The organism is Streptococcus sp. 27098_8_66 (assembly GCF_041431945.1).
Taxonomy (GTDB): domain Bacteria; phylum Bacillota; class Bacilli; order Lactobacillales; family Streptococcaceae; genus Streptococcus; species Streptococcus dentalis.
In genome coordinates this window covers 143,576-164,935 of the sequence record NZ_JAPVYS010000004.1, presented here as the reverse complement: position 1 = coordinate 164,935, position 21,360 = coordinate 143,576, and the positions used below count along the sequence as shown (strand labels likewise).

The 21,360-nt window shown below is 42.2% G+C and carries 19 protein-coding genes; 9 read left to right on the top strand and 10 right to left on the bottom strand.

What is annotated here, in order from left to right; all coding sequences use genetic code 11:
• Positions 1-67: 67 nt before the first annotated feature.
• The 5 genes from O3642_RS05055 to O3642_RS05035 form a co-directional block, all read right to left on the bottom strand.
• Positions 68-826, bottom strand: coding sequence for a CPBP family intramembrane glutamic endopeptidase (locus O3642_RS05055; protein WP_371605540.1), 759 nt, complete (start codon positions 824-826; stop codon positions 68-70).
• A gap of 122 nt (positions 827-948) precedes the next feature.
• Complete coding sequence (locus O3642_RS05050) at positions 949-1,614, bottom strand: TrkA family potassium uptake protein (RefSeq protein WP_151190945.1); 666 nt, start codon at positions 1,612-1,614, stop codon at positions 949-951.
• Positions 1,615-1,623: 9 nt separating this feature from the next.
• Positions 1,624-3,006: a TrkH family potassium uptake protein gene (locus O3642_RS05045; protein ID WP_070675299.1), complete on the bottom strand. Its 1,383-nt coding sequence runs from the start codon at positions 3,004-3,006 to the stop codon at positions 1,624-1,626.
• A 31-nt stretch (positions 3,007-3,037) separates the two neighbouring features.
• A complete protein-coding gene (locus O3642_RS05040) occupies positions 3,038-3,802 on the bottom strand; it encodes a nucleoside phosphorylase (protein ID WP_371605539.1) in 765 nt (254 codons plus the stop codon).
• On the bottom strand, positions 3,799-4,368 hold the full coding sequence (locus tag O3642_RS05035; RefSeq protein ID WP_049474101.1) for a sugar O-acetyltransferase: 570 nt from the start codon (positions 4,366-4,368) through the stop codon (positions 3,799-3,801). The genes O3642_RS05040 and O3642_RS05035 overlap by 4 nt, the downstream gene beginning before the upstream one ends.
• A gap of 177 nt (positions 4,369-4,545) precedes the next feature.
• Between O3642_RS05035 and O3642_RS05030 the strand changes: the two genes are divergently transcribed.
• Positions 4,546-5,289 carry a DeoR/GlpR family DNA-binding transcription regulator gene (locus O3642_RS05030; RefSeq protein WP_070449325.1) on the top strand — a complete coding sequence of 248 codons (744 nt, stop codon included), beginning with the start codon at positions 4,546-4,548 and terminating at the stop codon, positions 5,287-5,289.
• 12 nt (positions 5,290-5,301) lie between these two features.
• The gene (locus O3642_RS05025; RefSeq protein ID WP_129299419.1) at positions 5,302-6,111 is read left to right on the top strand and encodes a Cof-type HAD-IIB family hydrolase; all 810 of its coding nucleotides are present in this window, start codon (positions 5,302-5,304) and stop codon (positions 6,109-6,111) included.
• A 90-nt stretch (positions 6,112-6,201) separates the two neighbouring features.
• On the opposite strand, the gene O3642_RS05020 is transcribed toward O3642_RS05025, so the two are convergent.
• On the bottom strand, positions 6,202-7,149 hold the full coding sequence (locus O3642_RS05020) for an AEC family transporter (RefSeq protein WP_023919058.1): 948 nt from the start codon (positions 7,147-7,149) through the stop codon (positions 6,202-6,204).
• An 83-nt stretch (positions 7,150-7,232) separates the two neighbouring features.
• Positions 7,233-8,858: a malolactic enzyme gene (locus O3642_RS05015; RefSeq protein ID WP_125826664.1), complete on the bottom strand. Its 1,626-nt coding sequence runs from the start codon at positions 8,856-8,858 to the stop codon at positions 7,233-7,235.
• Between the two features lie 393 nt (positions 8,859-9,251).
• On the opposite strand from O3642_RS05015, the gene O3642_RS05010 reads away from it, so the two are divergent.
• The 4 genes from O3642_RS05010 (at position 9,252) to O3642_RS04995 (ending at position 15,185) form a co-directional block, all read left to right on the top strand.
• Positions 9,252-9,602, top strand: a complete 351-nt coding sequence (locus O3642_RS05010; protein ID WP_023919061.1) for a helix-turn-helix domain-containing protein — start codon at positions 9,252-9,254, stop codon at positions 9,600-9,602.
• Positions 9,603-9,713: 111 nt separating this feature from the next.
• Entirely contained in the window at positions 9,714-10,589 is an 876-nt protein-coding gene (locus tag O3642_RS05005; RefSeq protein ID WP_023919063.1) for a LysR family transcriptional regulator, read from the top strand.
• 301 nt (positions 10,590-10,890) lie between these two features.
• Entirely contained in the window at positions 10,891-12,315 is a 1,425-nt protein-coding gene (locus O3642_RS05000) for a vWA domain-containing protein (RefSeq protein WP_371605538.1), read from the top strand.
• 155 nt (positions 12,316-12,470) lie between these two features.
• Positions 12,471-15,185, top strand: a complete 2,715-nt coding sequence (locus tag O3642_RS04995) for a DEAD/DEAH box helicase family protein (RefSeq protein WP_371605537.1) — start codon at positions 12,471-12,473, stop codon at positions 15,183-15,185.
• A gap of 69 nt (positions 15,186-15,254) precedes the next feature.
• Here the strand turns inward: O3642_RS04995 and O3642_RS04990 are convergent, their stop codons facing one another.
• Both O3642_RS04990 and O3642_RS04985 read right to left on the bottom strand, forming a co-directional pair.
• Positions 15,255-15,596 carry an antibiotic biosynthesis monooxygenase family protein gene (locus O3642_RS04990; protein WP_049474106.1) on the bottom strand — a complete coding sequence of 114 codons (342 nt, stop codon included), beginning with the start codon at positions 15,594-15,596 and terminating at the stop codon, positions 15,255-15,257.
• Between the two features lie 82 nt (positions 15,597-15,678).
• Positions 15,679-17,115 carry a glycoside hydrolase family 1 protein gene (locus O3642_RS04985; RefSeq protein WP_049474107.1) on the bottom strand — a complete coding sequence of 479 codons (1,437 nt, stop codon included), beginning with the start codon at positions 17,113-17,115 and terminating at the stop codon, positions 15,679-15,681.
• Positions 17,116-17,222: 107 nt separating this feature from the next.
• Here O3642_RS04985 and O3642_RS04980 point away from each other — a divergent pair, with 107 nt between their 5' ends.
• The 3 genes from O3642_RS04980 to O3642_RS04970 all read left to right on the top strand — a co-directional run bounded on the left by O3642_RS04980 (position 17,223) and on the right by O3642_RS04970 (position 19,651).
• The gene (locus tag O3642_RS04980) at positions 17,223-18,104 is read left to right on the top strand and encodes an AraC family transcriptional regulator (RefSeq protein ID WP_070662788.1); all 882 of its coding nucleotides are present in this window, start codon (positions 17,223-17,225) and stop codon (positions 18,102-18,104) included.
• A gap of 98 nt (positions 18,105-18,202) precedes the next feature.
• On the top strand, positions 18,203-19,042 hold the full coding sequence (locus O3642_RS04975) for a Cof-type HAD-IIB family hydrolase (protein ID WP_049474109.1): 840 nt from the start codon (positions 18,203-18,205) through the stop codon (positions 19,040-19,042).
• A 9-nt stretch (positions 19,043-19,051) separates the two neighbouring features.
• Complete coding sequence (locus O3642_RS04970) at positions 19,052-19,651, top strand: histidine phosphatase family protein (RefSeq protein ID WP_371605536.1); 600 nt, start codon at positions 19,052-19,054, stop codon at positions 19,649-19,651.
• A gap of 290 nt (positions 19,652-19,941) precedes the next feature.
• On the opposite strand, the gene celB is transcribed toward O3642_RS04970, so the two are convergent.
• Positions 19,942-21,288, bottom strand: coding sequence for a PTS cellobiose transporter subunit IIC (gene celB, locus O3642_RS04965; RefSeq protein WP_049474111.1), 1,347 nt, complete (start codon positions 21,286-21,288; stop codon positions 19,942-19,944).
• Positions 21,289-21,360: the final 72 nt, after the last annotated feature.

The following is a 21,360-nucleotide window of genomic DNA, read 5'->3' as shown; positions in this document are numbered from 1 at the left end:
TTTTACTATAGCACTCAAAAAAAGGCCTGTCAACACGTGACAGAGCCTTTCCTAAAATTTTATAAGATCAACTTCCCCAATTGATCAAGAGATACATGAGACTCGAGCCAAACATATCTGCCAAGGCATGCATGAGGAAAAATGGCAAGAGATTCTTGACGACCTTCTTGTACATGACGTAATAAAAGAGTCCATAAATGACGCCAATCACAAAGGCCCAGAGAAGCCCTTGATAGGTGTGGAAAGAAAAACGGATCAGGGTTGAAAAGGCCAACGCCTTCCACTTGCTCTTCTCACTCACCGAAGTCATTAAGCCCAAAAAGAAAAATTCTTCATAAAATCCATTGAGTAAGCCATAAGCAATCGCCATGGGACTCAAAGCCATGAACTTGTGGAGGATCTGCATAGGATCGATAAAAGGCCAAAGACTCGGACTTAGATAATTGTATTCACCCGAAACCGTTGAGATTACATCCCCAAAAAGTCCCATCGCTACAAAGAGCAAAGGCACCCAGATCAAGGTGGACCACTTGAAGCGGATCGGCAATTGTTTAAAATCAAAGCGACGGAGCAGCAAGTAAAGAAGAGCTAGAGCCAGCAAGATCAACTGCAAGGTCATATTGCTGGAATAAGCAGCTCCTTCACTTGCGGTATTGCTACTGCTTGTGGCTACTGCAGTCTGCGCGACTGGCTGAAAACTGGCTAAAAACAGCTGGGTCGAGCGGATAATGAATTGCCCAAAGAGAATGGCCGTCACAATACCAATATCAAACCATTTGAGCTCTTTTAAGGGCTGTTTGGGTCGTATTCTGTTTAAAAATGTCATCTTTCATCCTTCTATTCCCACAATGGAAGTATTTTTGTTTCTCTTACTTTAGCAATCATTGCTTAAAGAAGAGTTAACCTAGAGGAGAAAAAAACGACCTTTCGGCCGTTTCCATTACACCATTAGTCTAACAAATCTTGGATTCTATCCAGATACTGGTTGTCTGTCACTGCCATCACGCGTACCTCAGCCGGCCATACAAAGTCGGGACCAATCTGAATATGAAGCGATTGGTCTTCCGCATCTCGATAGCCGATAATATTGAGATGGTACTCCTCTCTGACCGCCAAGTCTTGAAGGCTTTTACCTACCCAGCTGGCTGGAACCGTGAACTCGGCTACCACCACTGCTTCATCCAACTGGAAAACTTCAATCCCGTGTTGGAAGAGGATCATCTTAGCTAGAGACATGCCTGCTTCTACCTCTGGTAGGATGACCAAATCAGCCCCAATCTTCCCAAGGACTTCCTTGGTCACTTCATTCTTGACCTTGGCAATGACTCGCTCAACACCAAGGGCCTTACAGTGCATGACCGCCAGCACACTGGACTCCAGATTTTCACCTGTTGCGATAACGACTGTGTCGCAGTTCCCAATATCTGCCGCATCCAAGAGGTCCATTTCTGTAATGTCTCCGACAATTCCAGTTGTAATCATGGATTCATACTGGTTGATCACATCTGCGTGATCGTCAATTGCAATGATATCCACATCCTGGTCCTGCAAGGTTTTTAAAACGCTCTGTCCAAAGATTCCTAATCCTAAAATTCCAATGGTCCGATTCGCCATGAGTTTCTCCTATCCGATAATGATGTCTGCCTTGGCATACTGCAAGGTGTCTGCCTTCTTGGCCTTGTAATTGTTCAAGCTGACCATAAGGGTCAAGGGACCGATCCGTCCGATAAACATGAGCACCATGATAATGCCTAGTCCCGCTCCATTTAAGGTTGAGGTGACATTAGCCGTCACTCCGACTGTCGCTAGAGCCGACACCACCTCAAAGACCAGATAAATAAAGCGTTGGCCATCCGGGGTCACCAAACAGATTCCTAACAGACCCAGTAAGAAGGTCAACTGGAAAATCACCGCCGTCCCAAAGGAACGTTGAACAATGTCTGGTGAAATCGTTCGTTTTCCCAAGTTAGTATGCGGTAGCCCCAACAATTCCTTCCGAGCCAGAAGCAAGAGGACCAGGAAGGTGGTGATCTTCATCCCTCCTGCGGTACCACCCGGTGCTCCACCTAGGAACATCTGCAAGAGGTAGATGAAGAGCGTCACTGGCCGGACTGCTGTATAGTCTAAGGAGGCAAAACCAGCTGTCCGCATGCTGACCGTTTGGAAGAAGCTGACTAAAATTTTCTCTCCCAAGGGCAGGGAGCCAATCGTTGCAGGATTATCAAACTCGGTCAAGAGGCTGGTTACTGTCCCAAACAGAAGGATAGCAGCTGTTAACCAGAGAACCACCTTGGTATGAAAGCGAAGAGTCCGGCGTTCCGATTGGTTGCGGGCCTTGGTGGCTAGGTCAAACCAGACCATAAAGCCCAAGCCCCCAGTAATGATCAGAGCAGACAAGGTCAGATTGACCAACCAATCGGTCTGGAAACTCATCATACTATCGCTCCCAAAATTATCAAAACCTGCATTACAAAAGGCCGAGACAGCAACAAAGATGGAGTTGAAAATCCCATGGCCCCAGCCAAAGCGAGGAATAAAGCGAATCATGAGGAGCAAGGCTCCCAGTCCTTCGATGGTAAAGGTGGTAATAAAGATGGAGCGGACAAAACGGGCCAAGCTCTGGTTATTGCTAAAGCTAAAGCTGTCTCGAATGGTCTGCCGGTCTTTGTAACTGAGCTTTTGACGGCTCTCCATAAAGAAGAGACCGATAAAGGTCAAAATCCCCAGGCCCCCAATCTGAATCAAGAGCATACAAATCAATTGCCCCCAGCCATTATAGGTTGAAGCAACCGACTGGGTAAAGAGTCCTGTCACACAGACCATGGAGACCGCGGTAAAAAGGTGGTCGATGTATCCTGCTGTTGAGCTTACTTGCTGGACAAAGGGCAAACTCAGTAAGAGCGATCCCAACAGGATAACCAAAGCAAAACTGAGAAAGATCCGCCTTGCCGGAGACAGGCGAGTCAATTTGGCCCGCCATTGTTTAAAAAATAGTTTGTCTAACATAGCTTCATTATATCATAAAAAGAGAAAAGGCTTATAAGTGGTGAACCATCTCTAGGCATAATTCTAAGGCCTTCTCAAAAGCTTCTGAGCCCCAGTCACGCTGGTCATAATTTTCTAGGTCTGCAAGAGAATCTGCGGTAAATAGGAGCAAGCCCCAAACTGCATCACGAAGCTGGGCGACTGCTGCAAGTGAGGCACACTCCATCTCCACAACACGACACCCTTCTTCAATGCGATAGGCCACCTTGTCAGGTGTTTCTCTATAAAAACCGTCCGTCGACCAGGTCATGACCTCTTGATAAGGAATATCTTTTCCTTTCAAGACAGTTTCAATGGCGGTCAGTGCACGACTGTCCACTTCGATATAACGAGAAGGCGCTACATAATGGTAACTGGCTCCCTCATCTCGCAAGGCCTTGGTCGGGATCAAAAAGGCATTTTCTTCTATGTCCACCAAGACGCCACAGCTTCCTGAGGAAATGATTTTCCTCACCCCATAGCCAATCAACCAATCCATGAATTGGGCAGCAGGTGCAGATCCAACTGGCGCTTGTGCCAAGCAGACTTTCTCCCCTTGGTGCTCCAGAACATAGACTGGATAAGCCTTGGTAGCTGAAACAAAGGTAGCCACTTGCTCAGCTCCAACAGTTTTGGCAAAGCGATCAATCTCATCCTCCAAGAAAGCATACACACATTTTTCAGGTAGGTGCAGATCAAGTCCCTCATGGGTCGGCATAATGACTGCCTGCGGGTTGTCATCAAACTCTAAAATAGGAATTTCATGTTTTTGGATCATCCCTTCTCCTTTTTAATGGGTATTTCTTTGATGACACGGGCTGGGTTTCCTGCAAGGACCACATTGTCACCAAAAGACTTGGTCACGACTGCCCCAGCGCCAGCGACCACATTATCACCCAGCGTGACACCAGGAAGGATGGTGACCCCTCCTCCTGCCCAGAAATTGTCCCCTATCGTAATCGGAGCTCCGTACTCAAGACCCGAGTTGCGCTCATCTGGATCCAGCGGGTGTAAGGGGGTCAAAAATTGGCAATTGGGACCAATCATGGCATTCTTTCCGATCGTAATGGGACAAATATCCAACATGGTCAAATTGTAATTGGCATAGAAATTTTCTCCTATATGGATGTTGCCCCCATAATCCACAAGAACCTGGCGATTGAGATAGAGGTTTTCACCGGTTGATCCAAACCACTCTTTGATGATGGATGCCCCCTTTTTAGGATCCACCTCTTGGTTAAAGGCCTCTTGTTTCTCCCGAGAGGCTTTTGCCAAAGCCCGTAATTCAGGGTCCGCAGGTCTATAATAGTCACCCGCAATCATTTTTTCATATTCACTGGCCATAAGGAAACCTCCACGTTATTTTGACATATTATAGCAGAATTTCCCCTTTAAAACAAACGTCAGAATAAGGCTTTACAAGGAAAAAGATCATAAATGCTTAAAAATAATTAAAAACACTTGCATTAACTTAATAAATGATGTAGAATATAGGCAAGAACAGAAACAAGGAGCGAGCTCATGTATCAGGAACAACGACTCGAAAAAATATTAGAACTCTTAGAAGAGCGAAAACAGCTATCGGCTAAAGAAATGGTCGACTATTTCAAGGTCTCAAAAGATACCATCCGTCGAGACTTCGCTCTCCTTAGTCAGCGCCAGCTGGTCCGCAGGACCCATGGTGGACTCCTCCCCTTAAACAAAGAACCCGGCCCTTCTTACCTAGACCGTAGTCAGAAAGCCAACAAGGAAAAGACTGCTATGGCTCAAAAGGCCCTGCAATTGATCCAAGATGGCCAAGTGATCTTTCTCGACGTTTCTACCTCGATGACCCTGCTTGCTGGCTTGCTTAATAAGGAAGTCACAGTCTATTCGCATTCCCTTGACAATACCATCCAGCTCAGTAGCCATTCCCAGGTTGACTTTCATCTTTTAGGAGGAAAATTCTACCCTAAAAACCGCTTCTACTATGACGCGAATCAAGCACAAATACTGGACAATCTTCGCTTTGATCTCGCTTTTTTTGGAGCGAGTAGCTTAGCCAATGGCGAAGTCACCTTTGAGGATGCTGAAGACGTTGCCGTCAAGTCTCTCGTTTTTGAACGAGCTCGTACCAAGGTGCTGGTGGCAGAAAGTACCAAGTTCCACCAACATGCCAACTACTATCTCGCTCGTCTCCAACAATTTGACTATTGGATTACTGATCAAAAACCAAGCCCTGACATCCTTAAACAAGTCGGCAACGAAACCACTATTCTCTATTAGGAGGTAATCTTTATGACTCACATTCGTCTCATCATCAGCGATATCGATGGCACCATCTTAAATGACCACCATCAGATTGACCCAGAGTTGGCAGCATTGATCCCAGATTTAAAGCGTGAAGAGATCCCTTTCGTGCTAGCCTCTGCTCGCTCCCCCAAAGGAATGGCACCCATTGCCAAAGAACTCGGTATAGAAGACTGCCCCATGGCCTGCTACAACGGGGCCTTGATTCAAAAAGGCGAGCAGGTTCTGTTTGAGCATCCCTTAGACAAGAATGAAGCTCGTCAGTTTATCGACTGGGCCAACCAACACTTCCCTCAAGTTTCGATCAACCTCTATAGCGGAAAAGACTGGATGACCGATCATCTCGACCAATGGAGCCGAGAGGAAGCCCGGATTACAGGGGAAAAACCTCTTATTCTTCCCCTATTGGATCCTTTGCTGGATATGACAAAGCCCCTCCACAAATTGCTCTTAATTGGAGATGCAGAAGAGATCCAAGCCCTCTATCGTGCTATTTCTGCCGATGACTTCCCTTCTACCGCCTTTTATCTCTCCAAAGCCAACTACCTAGAAGTTACTGCTAAGCACGTCTCTAAAGAGGATGCTCTGGTTGAACTCGCCAACCACTACCACTTGAGCTTAGAAGAAGTCCTCACCATGGGGGACAACTTCAATGACCTTCCTATGCTCAAAAAAGCAGGCATCGGTGTCGCTATGGGCAACGCTCCTCAAGAAGTGAAAGAGGAAGCGACTGTCGTGACAAAGACCAACAATGAAAACGGGGCTGGGCAAGCGGTTGAAACCTATGTGTTGATCTAGTCATCCGTTTAAAAAGGACGTCGAGTATAATACCCGACGTCCTTTTTGACGAATGTATAGCACTAAAACTACATCATTTTCATATAAATGCTATCCCAACAATGTCTGCAGAATTGGAACCACAATCACAAATAAGACTGTGCTGAGAGTGACCACATTCGTTGAAAACTCAACATCGCCTTTACCTTGATTGGCAAGGATAGGAAGAACTGCCAAGGCTGGTGTTGCTGATTGAATCATAAAGGTTCTAAATTCTGGTGCCACCATATTTGGAGAGAAGAACTTCAGAACCAAGAGCATGATGACCGGTGCAAGAATAAAACGACCAACCAGTGTGATAATGGTATCTTTATCAAAGCGAATTGTCTTAAGTCCTGCCTTAGCTAGGACGATACCGATATAGACAAGAGATAAGGGCGTTGTTAAACTACCAATATAAGTCAAGGTACTTTCCGCAAAACTTGGAACAGGAATACGTAACACCAAAAAGACGAGGGCTACGAGAAAACCTAATAAAGGAGCTGGGAAAAGCTTCTTCCAATTAAATTTTTGAGCCTGTTTTGAAGCCCCTTCTTTACTATCAGAAGTCATCAGATAGACACCTAATGTCCAAGTAGATACTGTATTTGTAATATAATAAACCAAGAAGTAAGGAAGGGCTTGATTTCCAAACAAAGCGATATTTAAAGGCAAACCAATAAATATGGTATTGGCATTAACAAAGGTATTAATCATGGTTCCTCGGCGTCCTGGGCGCACTTTAAAAACTTTCACTGCGATAAAGGCCGCTAGGTAACCAAGAATGAAGGCGATAAACGTATAGAGCAAACCGCCAGACAAGCTAATCAATTTATCTAAAGTTAAATATTTAAGAACAGAGGTAAAAATTGCAACAGGCATGGCCACGTTCATAATCAGTTTAGATAAGTCATTTCCGAAGCTCTCTTGAAACCAACCACGGACTTGCAAGAAATAACCAAGAATGATGATGACGATAATGGGCACAATACTCTGAATTGACGTTAAAAAGATTTCCATAGTCTCCCTTTCTATCTAACAGGATATACAAGAAAAGGTGTACGAGGCATCCAGTCGCACTCGTACACCCCATTCCCATTTACTTATTTATATTCTGGGTACCATTTTAAATTACGAACTGCTTTAGCCATATCTGTTTCTTGAGCACGCGCAAGACCTTGTTCTTGCGCTTTTTTAGCAACTGCTTCTGCTACTTTGATAGACACATCAGCTACATACTTGAATGGAGGTAAGACTGGTGCTCCTGGTTCGCCTGGATTGACAATACCACTCAATGAATGTGCGGCAGCTCCAATCATTTCATCCGTCAACAGACTCGCTTCAGAAGCCAGCATACCAAGTCCAAGACCTGGATAAATCAGTGCGTTATTCGCTTGACCAATCACGTAGTCCACACCTTTATAGGAAACTGTACCAGCTGGAATTCCTGTTGCAACAAATGCTTTTCCGTCTGACCATTCGATCAAATCTTTGGCACTTGCTTCAGCTAGTTTGGTTGGGTTTGACAATGGGAAAATGATAGGATGTTCAGTGTTTTCACACATAGCTTCTACAATTTCTTTTGTGAAAGTATTTGGCTGAGTTGAAGTTCCCACAAGAATGGTTGGTTTAACCGTCTTCACTACTTCAAGAAGGTCCGTCAACTGATCTGCATTGGCAAAATCAGAACGTTTCTTAGCAAATGGTTTTTGTTGCGGCGTTAAGTCATCCATATCATCAAAAAGGAGACCTTGTTTGTCGACCATAAAGAAGCGTTTATAAGCTTCTTCTTCAGGCAGACCTTCACTAACCATTTCACGAAGGACACGAGAAGCAATCCCTGCACCAGCAGTCCCACCACCATAGCAGAGATAAACTTGATCCGTTAATTTTTCACCTGTAATATCCAATGCCCCAAAGATCCCACCAAGGGTTACAATACCAGTTCCTTGGATATCATCGTTAAAGGTTGGGATTTGTTTTCGATATTTTTCAAGGATGTTGGCAGCATTTAAGCGACCGAAATCTTCCCAGTGAAGGTAGAGTTTAGGGAAAAGACGTTCTGCAGTTTGGACAAATTGATCGATAAAATCATAGTAACGATCACCACGCACACGTTCGTGGCGATTTCCCAAGTAATTAGGATTGTTACGAAGTTCTTCACGATTGGTACCTGCGTCAATGACCAAAGGAAGTACCATTGAAGGATCAATTCCTGCAGCTCCAGTATAGACCATCAGTTTCCCAACAGAAATATCGACACCATTTGTACCCCAGTCACCAATACCGAGAATACCTTCTGCATCTGTCACAACAATAAGACGAATTTCACGATCACCCGCTGCATTTTTCAAAGTCGCTTCGATATTTTCAGGGTGATTGATGTCAAGATAGGCCGCATATTGTGGGTCTACAAAAAGATCGCTATAGCCTTCGATGGTATCGGCAATAGTTGGATCATAAACAATGGGATTAAACTCTTCCAAATGTTGAGCAAATAGGTAGTAAAATAGAGTACGATTTGTATTAAAAATTTCCATTAGGAACAAACGTTTTTCCAAATCATTAACCTTTGTTTGCATTTGCGCATAAGTTTGCGCTGCTTGTTCTTCAATGGTTTGAACGTAAGGTGGCAGGAGGCCAATGAGACCTAGTTTCTGACGTTCCTCTAAGGTAAAGGCAGTTCCCTTGTTAAGGAAAGGGTTGTTTAAAATATCATGTGCAGTCATCATGTGACCTCCTTATTTATTTTATTCTATTATAACACTTATTTTCTTTAAATGACACTTTGTTATGTATATGATACAATATGAATGAATCAGGCAATGAAAGTTCAGGCGATACAACCGAAAATGATGCGATTTCAATAGATAACAAAATAATAGGTTTATCCATCACTTCCTAGATAGTCACGGTCATCTCTTAAAAAAGCCTGTTCCTTTCCACCTTTTAGAAGGTTATTCTCATCAAAAGATCCACTGTTTTCAGGTACTCTTTTTTCCACTTATGATGATCAATACCTATAAAAACCATAGATAATAAATCTAAAATATGTTTGTTATAAAATACTTTGTTTTGTTTAAGGTGTTATTTTTGTCATTTAAAACTTGTATTCTGGTTACATGAAAACAAAACATTATTTACAACGGTATATAGCGCAAAAGGTCAAATATTTGCGAAAAAAACAAAACATGAGTCAAGAGGAGCTATCGGAACGGGCAGATCTTGGATTAAAATACATCAATCAATTGGAAAATCAAAACGTGAATCTGACCATTCACAGTCTTGAAAAAGTCATTTCTGCTCTTGAGTTAACGCCTGAAGAATTCTTCAATTTTGATTCACTCGAAGCGTCTTCAGATCCTACTGACAGCCTTTCACTTAAGAGAGTAAACATGAAAATTAAACAACTTCCAGTTGGAAAAAGGGAAAAGATCCTAACGATTTTTGAAGATCTTTTAGATAGCCTTTAATTGTCCTCTGACTCACCTCAGATTGTAACAAACAAAAAATCATATAGTCAAATTAGCTATCACGGATAATTTTTGCTTATCCATGTCTGTCTATTTAGAAGAGGGAGCCCAATGAATCTTAAGGACTTTTATTATTTTTTTGATCTTAGTCAACAGCAATCCTTTACTGGGGTTGCCCAAAAACACGGGATCAGTCAACCATCCGTTTCCTATGCGATTAAACGACTAGAAAAGGAATTTCACTGCCCATTAATCGCGCACGATCCTTCTCACCGTACTTTCAAATTAACGCCCCAAGGAGAAATCTTGCTACGACATATTCAAAAGGTCCTACCTGAGATTCAAGGAGCTAAAAAAGAGATCCTCCGGAGTCTCTCTCAATTCAATACGATTGGTTTCCCACCAATCATCATTGACTATCTTGTCCGAAAACAACCCGCCTTTATCAGTAATGTTGCAGCTCTTCAAAGTATCCATCCTGTTCAAGAAGGGTCTGTCGAACTTTTGGAATTACTTTCCAAAGGAGAACTAGATGCTAGTTTTTTAGGGAGTTTAGAACCGATTAAAGATCATCGCTTCCAGGTAAGAGAAATGGCCAAACGAGATCTCTTCTATATCCTTCATCACAACCATCCACTAGCCTCAAAAAAAGTATTACAATTTTCAGACGTCATCGATGAAGATTTTATCATTCCAGATGAGCACTTTGTTCATTTAAAAGCCTTTGAACTGTTGAATGAGCGCTATCACCATGAGGCTACGCCCTTCTTTCAGACGGATGATATTCAGCTCCTAAAACAACTTCTTCGTAAACAAGTGGGGATCAGTTTACTAGCAGATCTTGCACTAACAGATGATGAAGAGGAATTGATTGCCATTCCGATGGATGAAGACGAACGGATCAGCTTTTACGTTTCATTAGTTGAACCGAGGGAAAGTAATCTCAAACCGGAGGTCATCCAATTCTTTGAAAAATTACTAAGCTAATCACAACCTCCATTCTTTGTCCTGATTTAGAAACATAAATAAAGTGACTAGCTAGTATTTTTTACGACTAAAAAATATAGTAGAAATGCCGATAAAATAAGGATTCCTGCAAATTTGTGGGAATCCTATTTTCTTTTGCTCAATTTGTATATTTAAATTATTTTGTGTATGTTTTTCTTACTCAGCTTTTTATCAATAATTAGGGATATAAAAGCCGGTAAAACCCTTGATTATTATACCGTTGACAAGTTTTTCAAAAACCCGTATGATAGAAAAAAGTTTATTAAAAAGGGGACGTATTTTGAAAAAATATACTATTTCACGTAAACAAACTTTAACTTTAGCTTCTGTTGTTTTAGGAACTGTCTTCACAGGAACGACTATTGCTTCTGCTGATGACGTTGCACCTGCAACAACCCAAGCTACTCCTGCAGCTACTACAGCAGCAAAATCGCCTATCACGGCTGCAACCGAAGAAATCAACGCCAAAGCCAATACACCAGTTGTTCCTGTTGATAAAGCAAAAACTGGGGATGTTATCGCTGTGGACGTTAAAAAAACTGGCCCATCTGCTAAAACAGACGGTGCAGATACAACCACTACCTCAACAGCAACCATCAAAACGACTAGCTTAGCAGATCAAGACACACCTGTTGGCACTTCAAAACCAGTGTCATCTACCAAGACAGCTACATCCACAAAAGAAACAGCTGACTACACTGAGACAACTACAGAAACAGTCAACAAAACAACTGTAGTCGAAGTGACAAAAGAAGCAGATGTGGTCAATAAAAAAGAAGTCCAAGGAACATCCGACATCGTCTTTGTCATTGATAAATCATTCTCAATGGATTCCCACATCAATGATACGATGAAAAATGTTGAGACATTCGTCCGTAATTTATCTGCAAAAAATATCCAAGCACGCTTGGGATTGGTTGATTATGAAGACTCAAAGCATACCAACTACCATGATTTTAATGGATCAAAATTCACAACAGATCCAGAAAGCTTTATTTCTGCTTTAAAAGCAATCAAAACCTACGGTGGTTATGAAAATGCTACTGTTCCATTGCACCATATCGCTACTTCAGCGGATTATAACTGGGGGACTGGAGCAAACAATCATCGCTTTGCTTTCTTGATCACAGACGAAGACATTGATCTTACAAAAGATACACCAACCAAAGAAGCAACACTGAAGGCCCTTCAAGATGCCGGTATCTCTTTGACCGTAGTTGGTAAAACATATACATATATTAAAAAAGACTTTGCTCCATTGGTCAATGGGACAAATGGTCTCTACCTAGATATTGACAAAAACTTTGCTGACTTGTTGAACGTTCAATTTGCCAATAAAGTCGTTGAAACCGTCCAAAAAGGTCGTGTCTTTAAGGTACAAACAGACAAGTATGAGTTGATTTCAAAAACCCACCGTGTGGCAAAAGCAAAACCACAAACTCCTAGCATCCAAACGCCTGCAACACCGACTCCTACTCCTCAAAAACCAGCTGTTGTAACTCCTGCGAAACCGACAGTATTCACACCAGCTAAAAACGAGCCTGCCAAAACAGCAGTCTATATCGCACCTGCAGCTCTTCCTCAAAAAGAAGCAAGTCTTCCAAATACAGGAAGCAAAAACTCCATTGCTTTGACGACTCTAGGTCTTGGTCTTCTTAGCATGGGTGCTGCCTTTGGACTCTCTCGTAAAACAAAAAAAGACTAACATGAAAAAGCCTAATCAAATGATTAGGCCTTTTTAGCTCGGTACGAATGATTCCTGTTTGCCATTTCCATTTGAAAGTAGAAATCTTCAGCTTCTACCAAAAGATTCTTGTCCTCCGCTATGATATAATGGGGACAGTACAAGGGAGGAAACCAATGTTACAAGAACTAGCCTTTACAGGCCAATGGAGACACTATCAAAAACGCGTTCTCGATAAGAGTGACGCTTTTATGGCGGATGGCCACCTGCATTTGGTAGCAGCTCCTGGATCGGGAAAAACAACCCTGGGAATCGAATTTATCAGACGCTTTGGTCAACCAACCCTGATCTTGGCTCCAACGGTCACCATTCGTCAACAATGGGTGGATCGGATTATCCAGGCATTCTTGAGTGATGAAAGTCAAGCGGAACAACTGATTTCACAAGACTTAAAACATCCTAAGCTGATTACAGTAGCTACCTATCAGGCCCTACACAGCGCCATGAACCAAGTCGTCGGTCAATCGCAAGCTGAGGATACCGATGACCAGGCAGAGATTGAAACATTTGATTTCAAAGGCTTTGATATCTTCACTACTTTCAAAGCCATCTCACTCGGAACCCTTTGTTTAGATGAGTGTCACCACTTACGCAATGAATGGTGGAAGAGTTTGGAAGCCTTTCGTCAAGCCTTCCCTGACTTAAAGATGATCTCCCTTACCGCCACCCCTCCCTATGAAGGGGATCCTGCCCTTTGGGATCGCTATATCCGCATGTGTGGTGAGATTGATGAGGAAATTACGGTTCCCGAATTGGTCAAGGAAGACACCCTTTGTCCTCACCAAGACTATGTCTACTTTGCCTTTCCAACCAAGGAAGAGCAAGAGCAGTTGGATGCTTTTAGCCAACAAAAGAATGCTCTCTTGCAGCAACTGACTTCCGATCCCCTCTTTTGCCAACACCTCCAAACCTGCCAGGCCTTATCGGGTCAGATCAGCGATGATGAATTGCTCAATGATCCCCAATATCTCTCTGCTACCCTGATCTTTCTTCGGAGCAAGGGAATCGCCTTTCCCAAACGTTTCCAGGACCTTTTAGGAGCCAAGAAACTTCCTGCTTTCACCATGGATTGGCTAGAAATTCTCCTGCAAGGCCTGCTCTTTCAAGTTCCCAACTGGTACAATCTACCTGAGGAATACGAAAAGCAAGTCCTCCATGAATTAAAAGCAGCTAGTTTAATCGATCGAAAACAAGTCAAACTGGTCCACAACAAAAAACAAGATCTCCTACTCAACCAATCCCTCGGAAAACTCAATGCGGTTCGAGAGATTTTCAAGGCGGAATACCAGGCTCTTGGAAGCCAACTGCGACAACTGGTATTAACAGACTACATTCGTCAAGACTTTGAAGTCCATCTCGGGGATAAGGATGCCCAATTCACTCAGTTGGGAGTTCTCTCGTATTTTGAATCCATTCGCAGGGAAAGCTTAGAGCTAACGACTCCTCCTGCCATCGCTGTCTTAACAGGTAGTATCGTCATCATCCCAACAGTTGCTAAGCCAAGACTAGAAGAGCTTCTAGGAGCAGATCGACTGACTTACCAAAATGTCGGCCAATTATCTCCTGATGACTTTCTCAAGGTTCGTTTGGTCGGTTCTCAACATGATTTGGTGACAGCTGTGACCCAGCTCTTTCAAGAGGGCCTCATCCAGGTTGTTATTGGAACCAAGTCTCTTCTAGGAGAAGGCTGGGATGCTCCTTGTGTCAATTCCCTGATCCTAGCGAGCTTTGTCGGCAGCTTTATGCTCAGCAACCAAATGCGAGGTCGTGCCATCCGAGTGTGGCCTGAGGATCCAGACAAGACCAGTAATATCTGGCATCTAGTCTCTATCAACCTTTCCCTAAAGAAATGGTATGAAAAGTCCGATCTTGAAAAGGAAGAAATCGAAGCCATCACTGATCAGTTGAAAGAATACAGTCCTGATCTGGAGCTCTTAGAAAGACGGATGAAGCAATTTTTAGGTCTCCATTACAAGGAGCCCTTCATCGAATCCGGTATTGAGCGTCTAGCCTTTGACAATATCCGCTATACCAAAAAACAGTTGCAAAAACTCAATGAAGAAACCTTAGAGCGCTCCACCCATCGTCAAGAACTCCGAGACGGCTGGCAAAAAGCCCTTCCGATTCTGGAGAATATGGAGATTGCAAACGAGGTCCAAGTGGATAAACACTTCCTGCCTCTGGCCCTATTTTTTGATGCCAGAAAGCTAGCTCGCTGGCTGACGGCTGCTGCTTTGACCGATGCTTTCGCCAACCTTATTTACTACTCACATAGAGGAGGAAGGAACACTGTTTCTCTTATTCTTCTATTCGTCTTAGCTGTTCTCGCACTCCTTGCTTGGCTCCGTTACTACCTCTATAAGAGTCCTTATAAACGCATGGAAGTATTTGGAGAAGCTGTCCGTCAAGCCTTATTAGCTTCTGGACAGATTCAAACCCAAGAGACCCGTATCCAAGTGGTCAGAGATAGGAAGGATGCCATCAACACGCTGATCTATATGAAGGGCGGAACCATGCGAGAGAAAGAACTCTTCTCGCAAACCATGATCGAATTTTTCGCACCGATTGAAAATCAACGCTATATCTTGAAAGCACAAGAAAAGGTATCCGATCAGACAGAATATTTCGCCGTGCCAAGCCTCTTTGACAAACGGAAAGAAGATGCCCAAGCCTTTGTCGAGCAGATTCGAAAGAGTATAGGTAAGTATGACCTGGTTTATACTCGAAGTACGGAAGGTCGTGCTGTTCTTTTAGATGCGCGCATCAAGGCCTTGGCTAACAAACAAGAGCGCACCTTCACCAAGAAACAAGTGATGTCGAATTTGAAATAAAAAGAATAAAAAACATCCAACTCCCTATCTTACTTAAAGGGTTTGGATGCTTTTTTTGATTAGATATTTTTAAAGTTCTCCCCTAGCAATAAACTGCTCGTCACCTTCTGGAATTCCTGATTCATCTTCGATAAATCGCTCTACTTCCATGACAAGGTTATATTTCTGGCGTAAGTCTAAGATTTTCTGCATGGTAGGAGATTGGTGATGAAGATCAAGGGCTTCTTGATTGGCCCATTGGTCAATCAGTAAGACTGTTTCCGGATCCTCTAAGGGGAGGAAGTAGCCATATCTGAGACTTCCTTCTTTATCTCGGATCTCAGCTACAATACCAGTTTCTAACATCTTTTTGGCAAAGGCAATAGCAGCCCCATCTTTTCCCTTGTAATAAATATTGACTGTTAAAACCATTTTATTTCTCCAATTTCTCTTTTACTATTATTTTAAAACAAGTCTGAGAATGTCTCAGACTTGTCGTCTTATAAGGAGCAAATTAATGATATAGTAACTCACCGTTACTTGCAATGACTTCCTTATACCAATCAAAGGATTTCTTTTTATATCGAGCCAAAGTTCCTGTGCCATCATCATTACGGTCTACATAGATAAATCCGTAGCGCTTGCTCATCTCTGCAGTCGACGCAGACACCAGGTCGATACAACCCCAAGTCGTGTATCCCAAAAGTTCTACACCATCCTCAAGCGCTTCTCCCACCTGTTGCAAGTGCTGTTTTAAATAATCAATCCGGTAGTCATCTTCCACCGTTGGACCATTTGGACCTTCTACCAAGACATCTTTAGCTCCAAGTCCATTTTCTACGATAAAGAGTGGCAATTGATAACGGTCATAGAAATCGTTCAATACTAAGCGTAGGCCAACTGGGTCAATTTGCCATCCCCACTCAGAGCTAGCAAGATAAGGATTGCTTACTCCACCAAGAAGATTTCCCATACCTGACTCATAGTTTTCAGGATCGTGTGCTTGCACCACACTCATATAGTATGAGAAGGAAATGAAGTCAACCGTATTTTCTGCTAGTAATTCGGCATCACCGTCAGCAAATTCAATGGAAATATTGTTTTCACGGAAATAACGATTGATATAGGCTGGGTATTTCCCACGCGCATGAATATCGGAGAAAAGATAATTTTGGTTTGAAAACTCACGAGTTGCTAGGACATCTTTAGGATTTGGTGTCATTGGATAAGCTGGCATTGCTAATACCATACAACCAATCTTGAAATCTGGGTTAATTTCATGACCTACTTTTGTTGCTAAAGCTGAAGCTACCAATTCATGGTGAACTGCTTGATAAAGATCTTGTTTTGACAACTCTTCAGCTGGTGTAGCAATCCCACCACTCATGAAAGGCGCATGCAGAACCGAGTTGATTTCGTTAAAGGTCAACCAATACTTCACTTTGTCCTTGTAACGATTGAAGACTGTACGAACATAGCGCTCGTAGAAAGCAATTAAATCACGGTTCACCCAGCCATTATACTGACGAGCTAAGTGCAATGGTGTCTCATAGTGAGAAAGTGTCACCAATGGTTCAATGCCATACTTAGCTAATTCATCAAATAAGTCATCATAGAACTGTAAGCCTGCTTCGTTTGGTTCCAGCTCATCCCCGTTAGGGAAGATACGAGACCAAGCGATAGACGTGCGATAGACCTTAAAACCCATTTCTGCAAATAGAGCGATATCTTCCTTGTAGCGATGGTAGAAATCAATTCCCTCAAGTTTTAAGTTGTCAGGAGTAGGTTCTTCTGTAATCAGCGGATTATGGTCTCCAGGTTTAGCCGGAACTCCACCTTTTGGTGTCACATCCTGAACAGAAAGTCCTTTTCCATCAACATTATAAGCACCTTCATATTGATTGGCAGCAGTTGCGCCACCCCATAAAAAATCTGTAGGAAATTTAGCCATATTCTTTCTCTTTTCTTTTGTTCTTTCTTATATTATAATGAATCCAGAATCAACTGTCTTACACTAAACTATCTATTACTGATACTATTCTCACAAAAAGGAAAATCATGCTTAATTTAGGACAACTCCACAAAAATATCCCCTATAAGAACGATCTCACCCCCTACTCCATTACTCGGACCATTATGGAAGACGGTCATCCTGATATTCTCTTTCATTGGCATACCGATATGGAACTCATCTATGTCCATGATGGCCAAGCGCAATTCCATATTGATTATGATTATTTTAATAGTGAAAAAGGCGATATTATCCTCATCCGTCCCAATTGCCTCCATTCAATCCACCCAATTGATAGGAACTATCACTTTATGGATGCCATCAATTTCCATCTCGATTTGCTTGGCTATTCAACTTTAGACTACGCTTCAATTAATTATCTTCAGCCACTCTACAACGGACAGTTAGACTTTGATCGTGTCATCAAACCTCATCAAGCTGGTTATTCCGAGATTCGGAAACTTCTGGTTGAGGCGATAGAAATTGGCTACTACCGTAAGGGCTTCTTTGAATTAGAACTGAAAAGTAAACTCTTATCCCTCCTTCACCTTCTCTTTCAACACGGCTATGTCCACTCCAAAGACCAAACCCGCGATGCCTATCGAAGAGAGGAAAAAATACGGACCATCATTGATTACATCAATGCGCATTACAACGAGGAGCTCACCATTGATCACCTAGCATCCATTTGTAACTATAGTCCCACTTACTTCATGAATTTCTTCAAGAAAAATCTGGGCGTTAGTTGCATCGATTACCTGATCTCCTACCGTTTACGAAAGGCGACCGAACTCCTCCAACACTCCAGTCTCTCCATCCTAGAAATTGCATCGGAAGTCGGTTTCACCAATCTGTCCAATTTCAATCGCCAGTTTAAAAAGGCTTATCACGTGACTCCTCGGGTCTATCGAGAAGAACGAAAAGGATAATGGGGTATAATAGGAAAGTATCATTATATAACAGGATATCAGTAGATTACTTGCCAATTAAAATGTAGAATCGTGAAAAATAGGAAAGGAAGGAACTGATGAGCAAGATTATTTTCCTAGATGTTGATGGAACCATTGTTGACTATGATAATCACATACCCAATTCAGCTAGACAGGCCATTCGAAAAGCACGTGAAAATGGACATCTCGTCTATGTTTGCACGGGACGGAGTAAGGCAGAAATGCCTGACGACATTTGGAATATCGGTTTTGATGGCATGATTGGAGGAAATGGTTCTTATGTTGAACATAAGGGTCAGATCCTCCAACATCAACTAATCCCCTATGAGACAGCCAAGCGAGCTGTTGATTGGCTTGAATCACGAGGCTTAGAATTCTATCTTGAAAGCAATAACGGCCTTTTTGCCAGTCGGAATTTTCGGGAAGCCGCGAGACCAACTCTACGCGCCTACGCTTTAGGCAAGGGAGCTAGCGAAGAACAAGTCTTACACATGGAGGCAGAGGATGCCTTGCATGGCTTGGTTTATGGTGGAGAGCTCTACCGCGATGACTTGAACAAAATCAGCTTCATTCTCCACTCCTACCAGGATCATTTGGATTCTAAGGAAGCCTTCCCGGAGCTAAAAGCCGGAACTTGGGGAGGACGTGGGGAAGAGGCTCTCTTTGGAGATTTAGGTGTAAAAGATATTCATAAAGCCTATGCAGTTGATGTTATTCTCCAGCATCTTGGGGCCAATCGTGAAGATACCATCGCTTTTGGTGATGCTAAAGTCGATATTCCTATGCTAGAAGCCTGTCAGATTGGTGTGGCGATGGGAAATGGTGGACCAGAAATCCTTGCCATGGCGGATTTGATCACGGATGATGTCCGAGAAGACGGTCTTTATAAAGCTTTTGAAAAACTAGGTTTACTGTAGGAGGATCGTATGTCAAAAACTCTTTATCTCATGCGTCATGGGCAGACACTCTTTAACAAACGCCATCTGATCCAAGGTTGGTGTGATTCTCCACTGACAGACCTTGGAATCTACCAAGCTCAGATTGCTGGCAATTATTTAAAAGAAAATGGCATTCATTTTGATCAAGCCTATAGCTCAACTTCTGAACGTGCCTGTGATACTTTGGAAATTGCAACCAATGGACAAGTCTCTTATCAACGAATCAAAGGCCTCAAGGAATGGAATTTTGGAGTGTTTGAAGGAGAAAGTGAGGACCTCAATCCAGCTCTACCTTATGAAGACTTCTTCGTTCACTACGGGGGAGAATCTCAACAAGAAGTTCAAGAACGCATCAACCAGACTATTCAAGAGCTGATGGAAAAAACAAGTGGAGATACAATTCTTATGGTCTCCCATGGGGGCTCTATCCGCAATTTTGCAAGAGTCTGGGAGAAATATCAGCAGACGCCGATCACTGGTCGCATGACCAATTGCTGCATCCTCAAGTTCACCTATACAGATCATATTTTTTATTTAGAAGACGTCATCCATCACGATTTCAGTGGCTGGACAGGCGATGAAACCTAGACAAGAAAAAATCATAAACACACAAGGTTTATGATTTTTTTAAATAGGGAATAGTTTAGTTCTGTAAAAATTAATTAATGCACCTATAAATCTTATTATAACAAACTTTGCAATGATTCCAAAAAACAGATATAGACTTCAAAGATAGTTAAAATAGATAACAGTCTATTTTACTTGTCTTTGAAAAAAGTAGAGAAAAATTTTTAAAATGAAAATTTTTCTCTACTAATTCAATTTTATCTTATATGAATTTCTTGGAGTACGTTAATAATTTGGAAATTCTTAATTTATTATGCTTCTTGTTCTTCTTTCACCAATTTTTGATCATAAACTCGGATGAATGGGAAATAAACTAAGAACGCTGCAACTGCACAAAGTAGTGCAACAAAAACTGCTCGAACATCCGTCGTTCCTAAGAAAGCACCTATCCCTACTGGAGTTGGCCAAGGAACTTGAGCGATTACCGGATTAATTAATTGCAGAGCGTTAGCAAAATAGTAAATACTTGCAGTAACCATTGGCGCTAAGATAAACGGAATGGCCAAGGCTGGATTATAGATAATTGGTAAACCAAAAATCAAAGGTTCATTAATATTGAACAATGCCGGCACAATTGAAGCACGTCCAATCGCTTTAAGTTGTTCTGACTTAGCTACAAATGCGATATATGCACATAGACCAAGAGTTGCTCCAGATCCTCCTGCAATAACAAACATGTTAGAAAACTCTCCAGCTACAGCAAAGTGACCTCCAGCAGCATTTTCCGCCATGTTAGCAAGTGCGATTGGAGTTACAAAAGCAAAGATAATATTTGCACCGTGAATACCTACAATCCAAAGAAGTTGAGTTAATAGATAAATAATCATCAGTCCAATCCATGAGTTGGTCAGATTCGCAACAAACCCAAATGGAATAGCAATAACTTTAAAAATATCTGTTCCCATAGCCACAAGTAAGCCATTAATGAAAATAACAACGAACGCAACTACAAAGCCTGGAATCAATGCGGTAAATCCACGAGAAACACCTTCTGGAACAGCTTCGGGCATTTTAATGACCCAATTCCGTTTAACACACATACGATAAATAAGAACTGTGACAATAGCCATAATAATCGCTGTGAAAATACCTGTAGTACCAAAACGAGTAACTCCATTTCCCATTGCCCAACCATCAGCAACTACAGCTCCTTCTTTGAGACTTGTCACAGCCTTCATCATACCTCCATCAAAAATAATCTGTGGAACTGTCATGATAAATGCCATTAATGCAAGAAGAGCACCATTAAGAGGATTCATATTTAACTCTTCTTCTTCTGCATAGATTTTAGTCAACTCATATGCTAATGAAAGTACAAAGTAAAGTGATAATGAGCCCATAGTTGCATAGTTTGCAACCATATATAGTGACGTAAATTTATCAAATGAAGCAGAGAAAATATCTGCTACAATTGGCCAGAATGAGAAAGCTTGTGGCAAAATACTAAATACCAAAAACATTGACCCAACAATAGTAAAAGGTACGGCTGCCATACCGGCTGCGGTAATAGCACGCACAACTTTAAACTGAGCAAGTTTACCCATTGGTCCCATGACGTGATTTTCAAGGAAACCAAACAATCCGCTTTGCTGATCCATAAACAGACCTCCTTAATTAAACATAATAATTATTTACTTTTTCAAAAAAAGAATAATTCGAAGTATATCGAC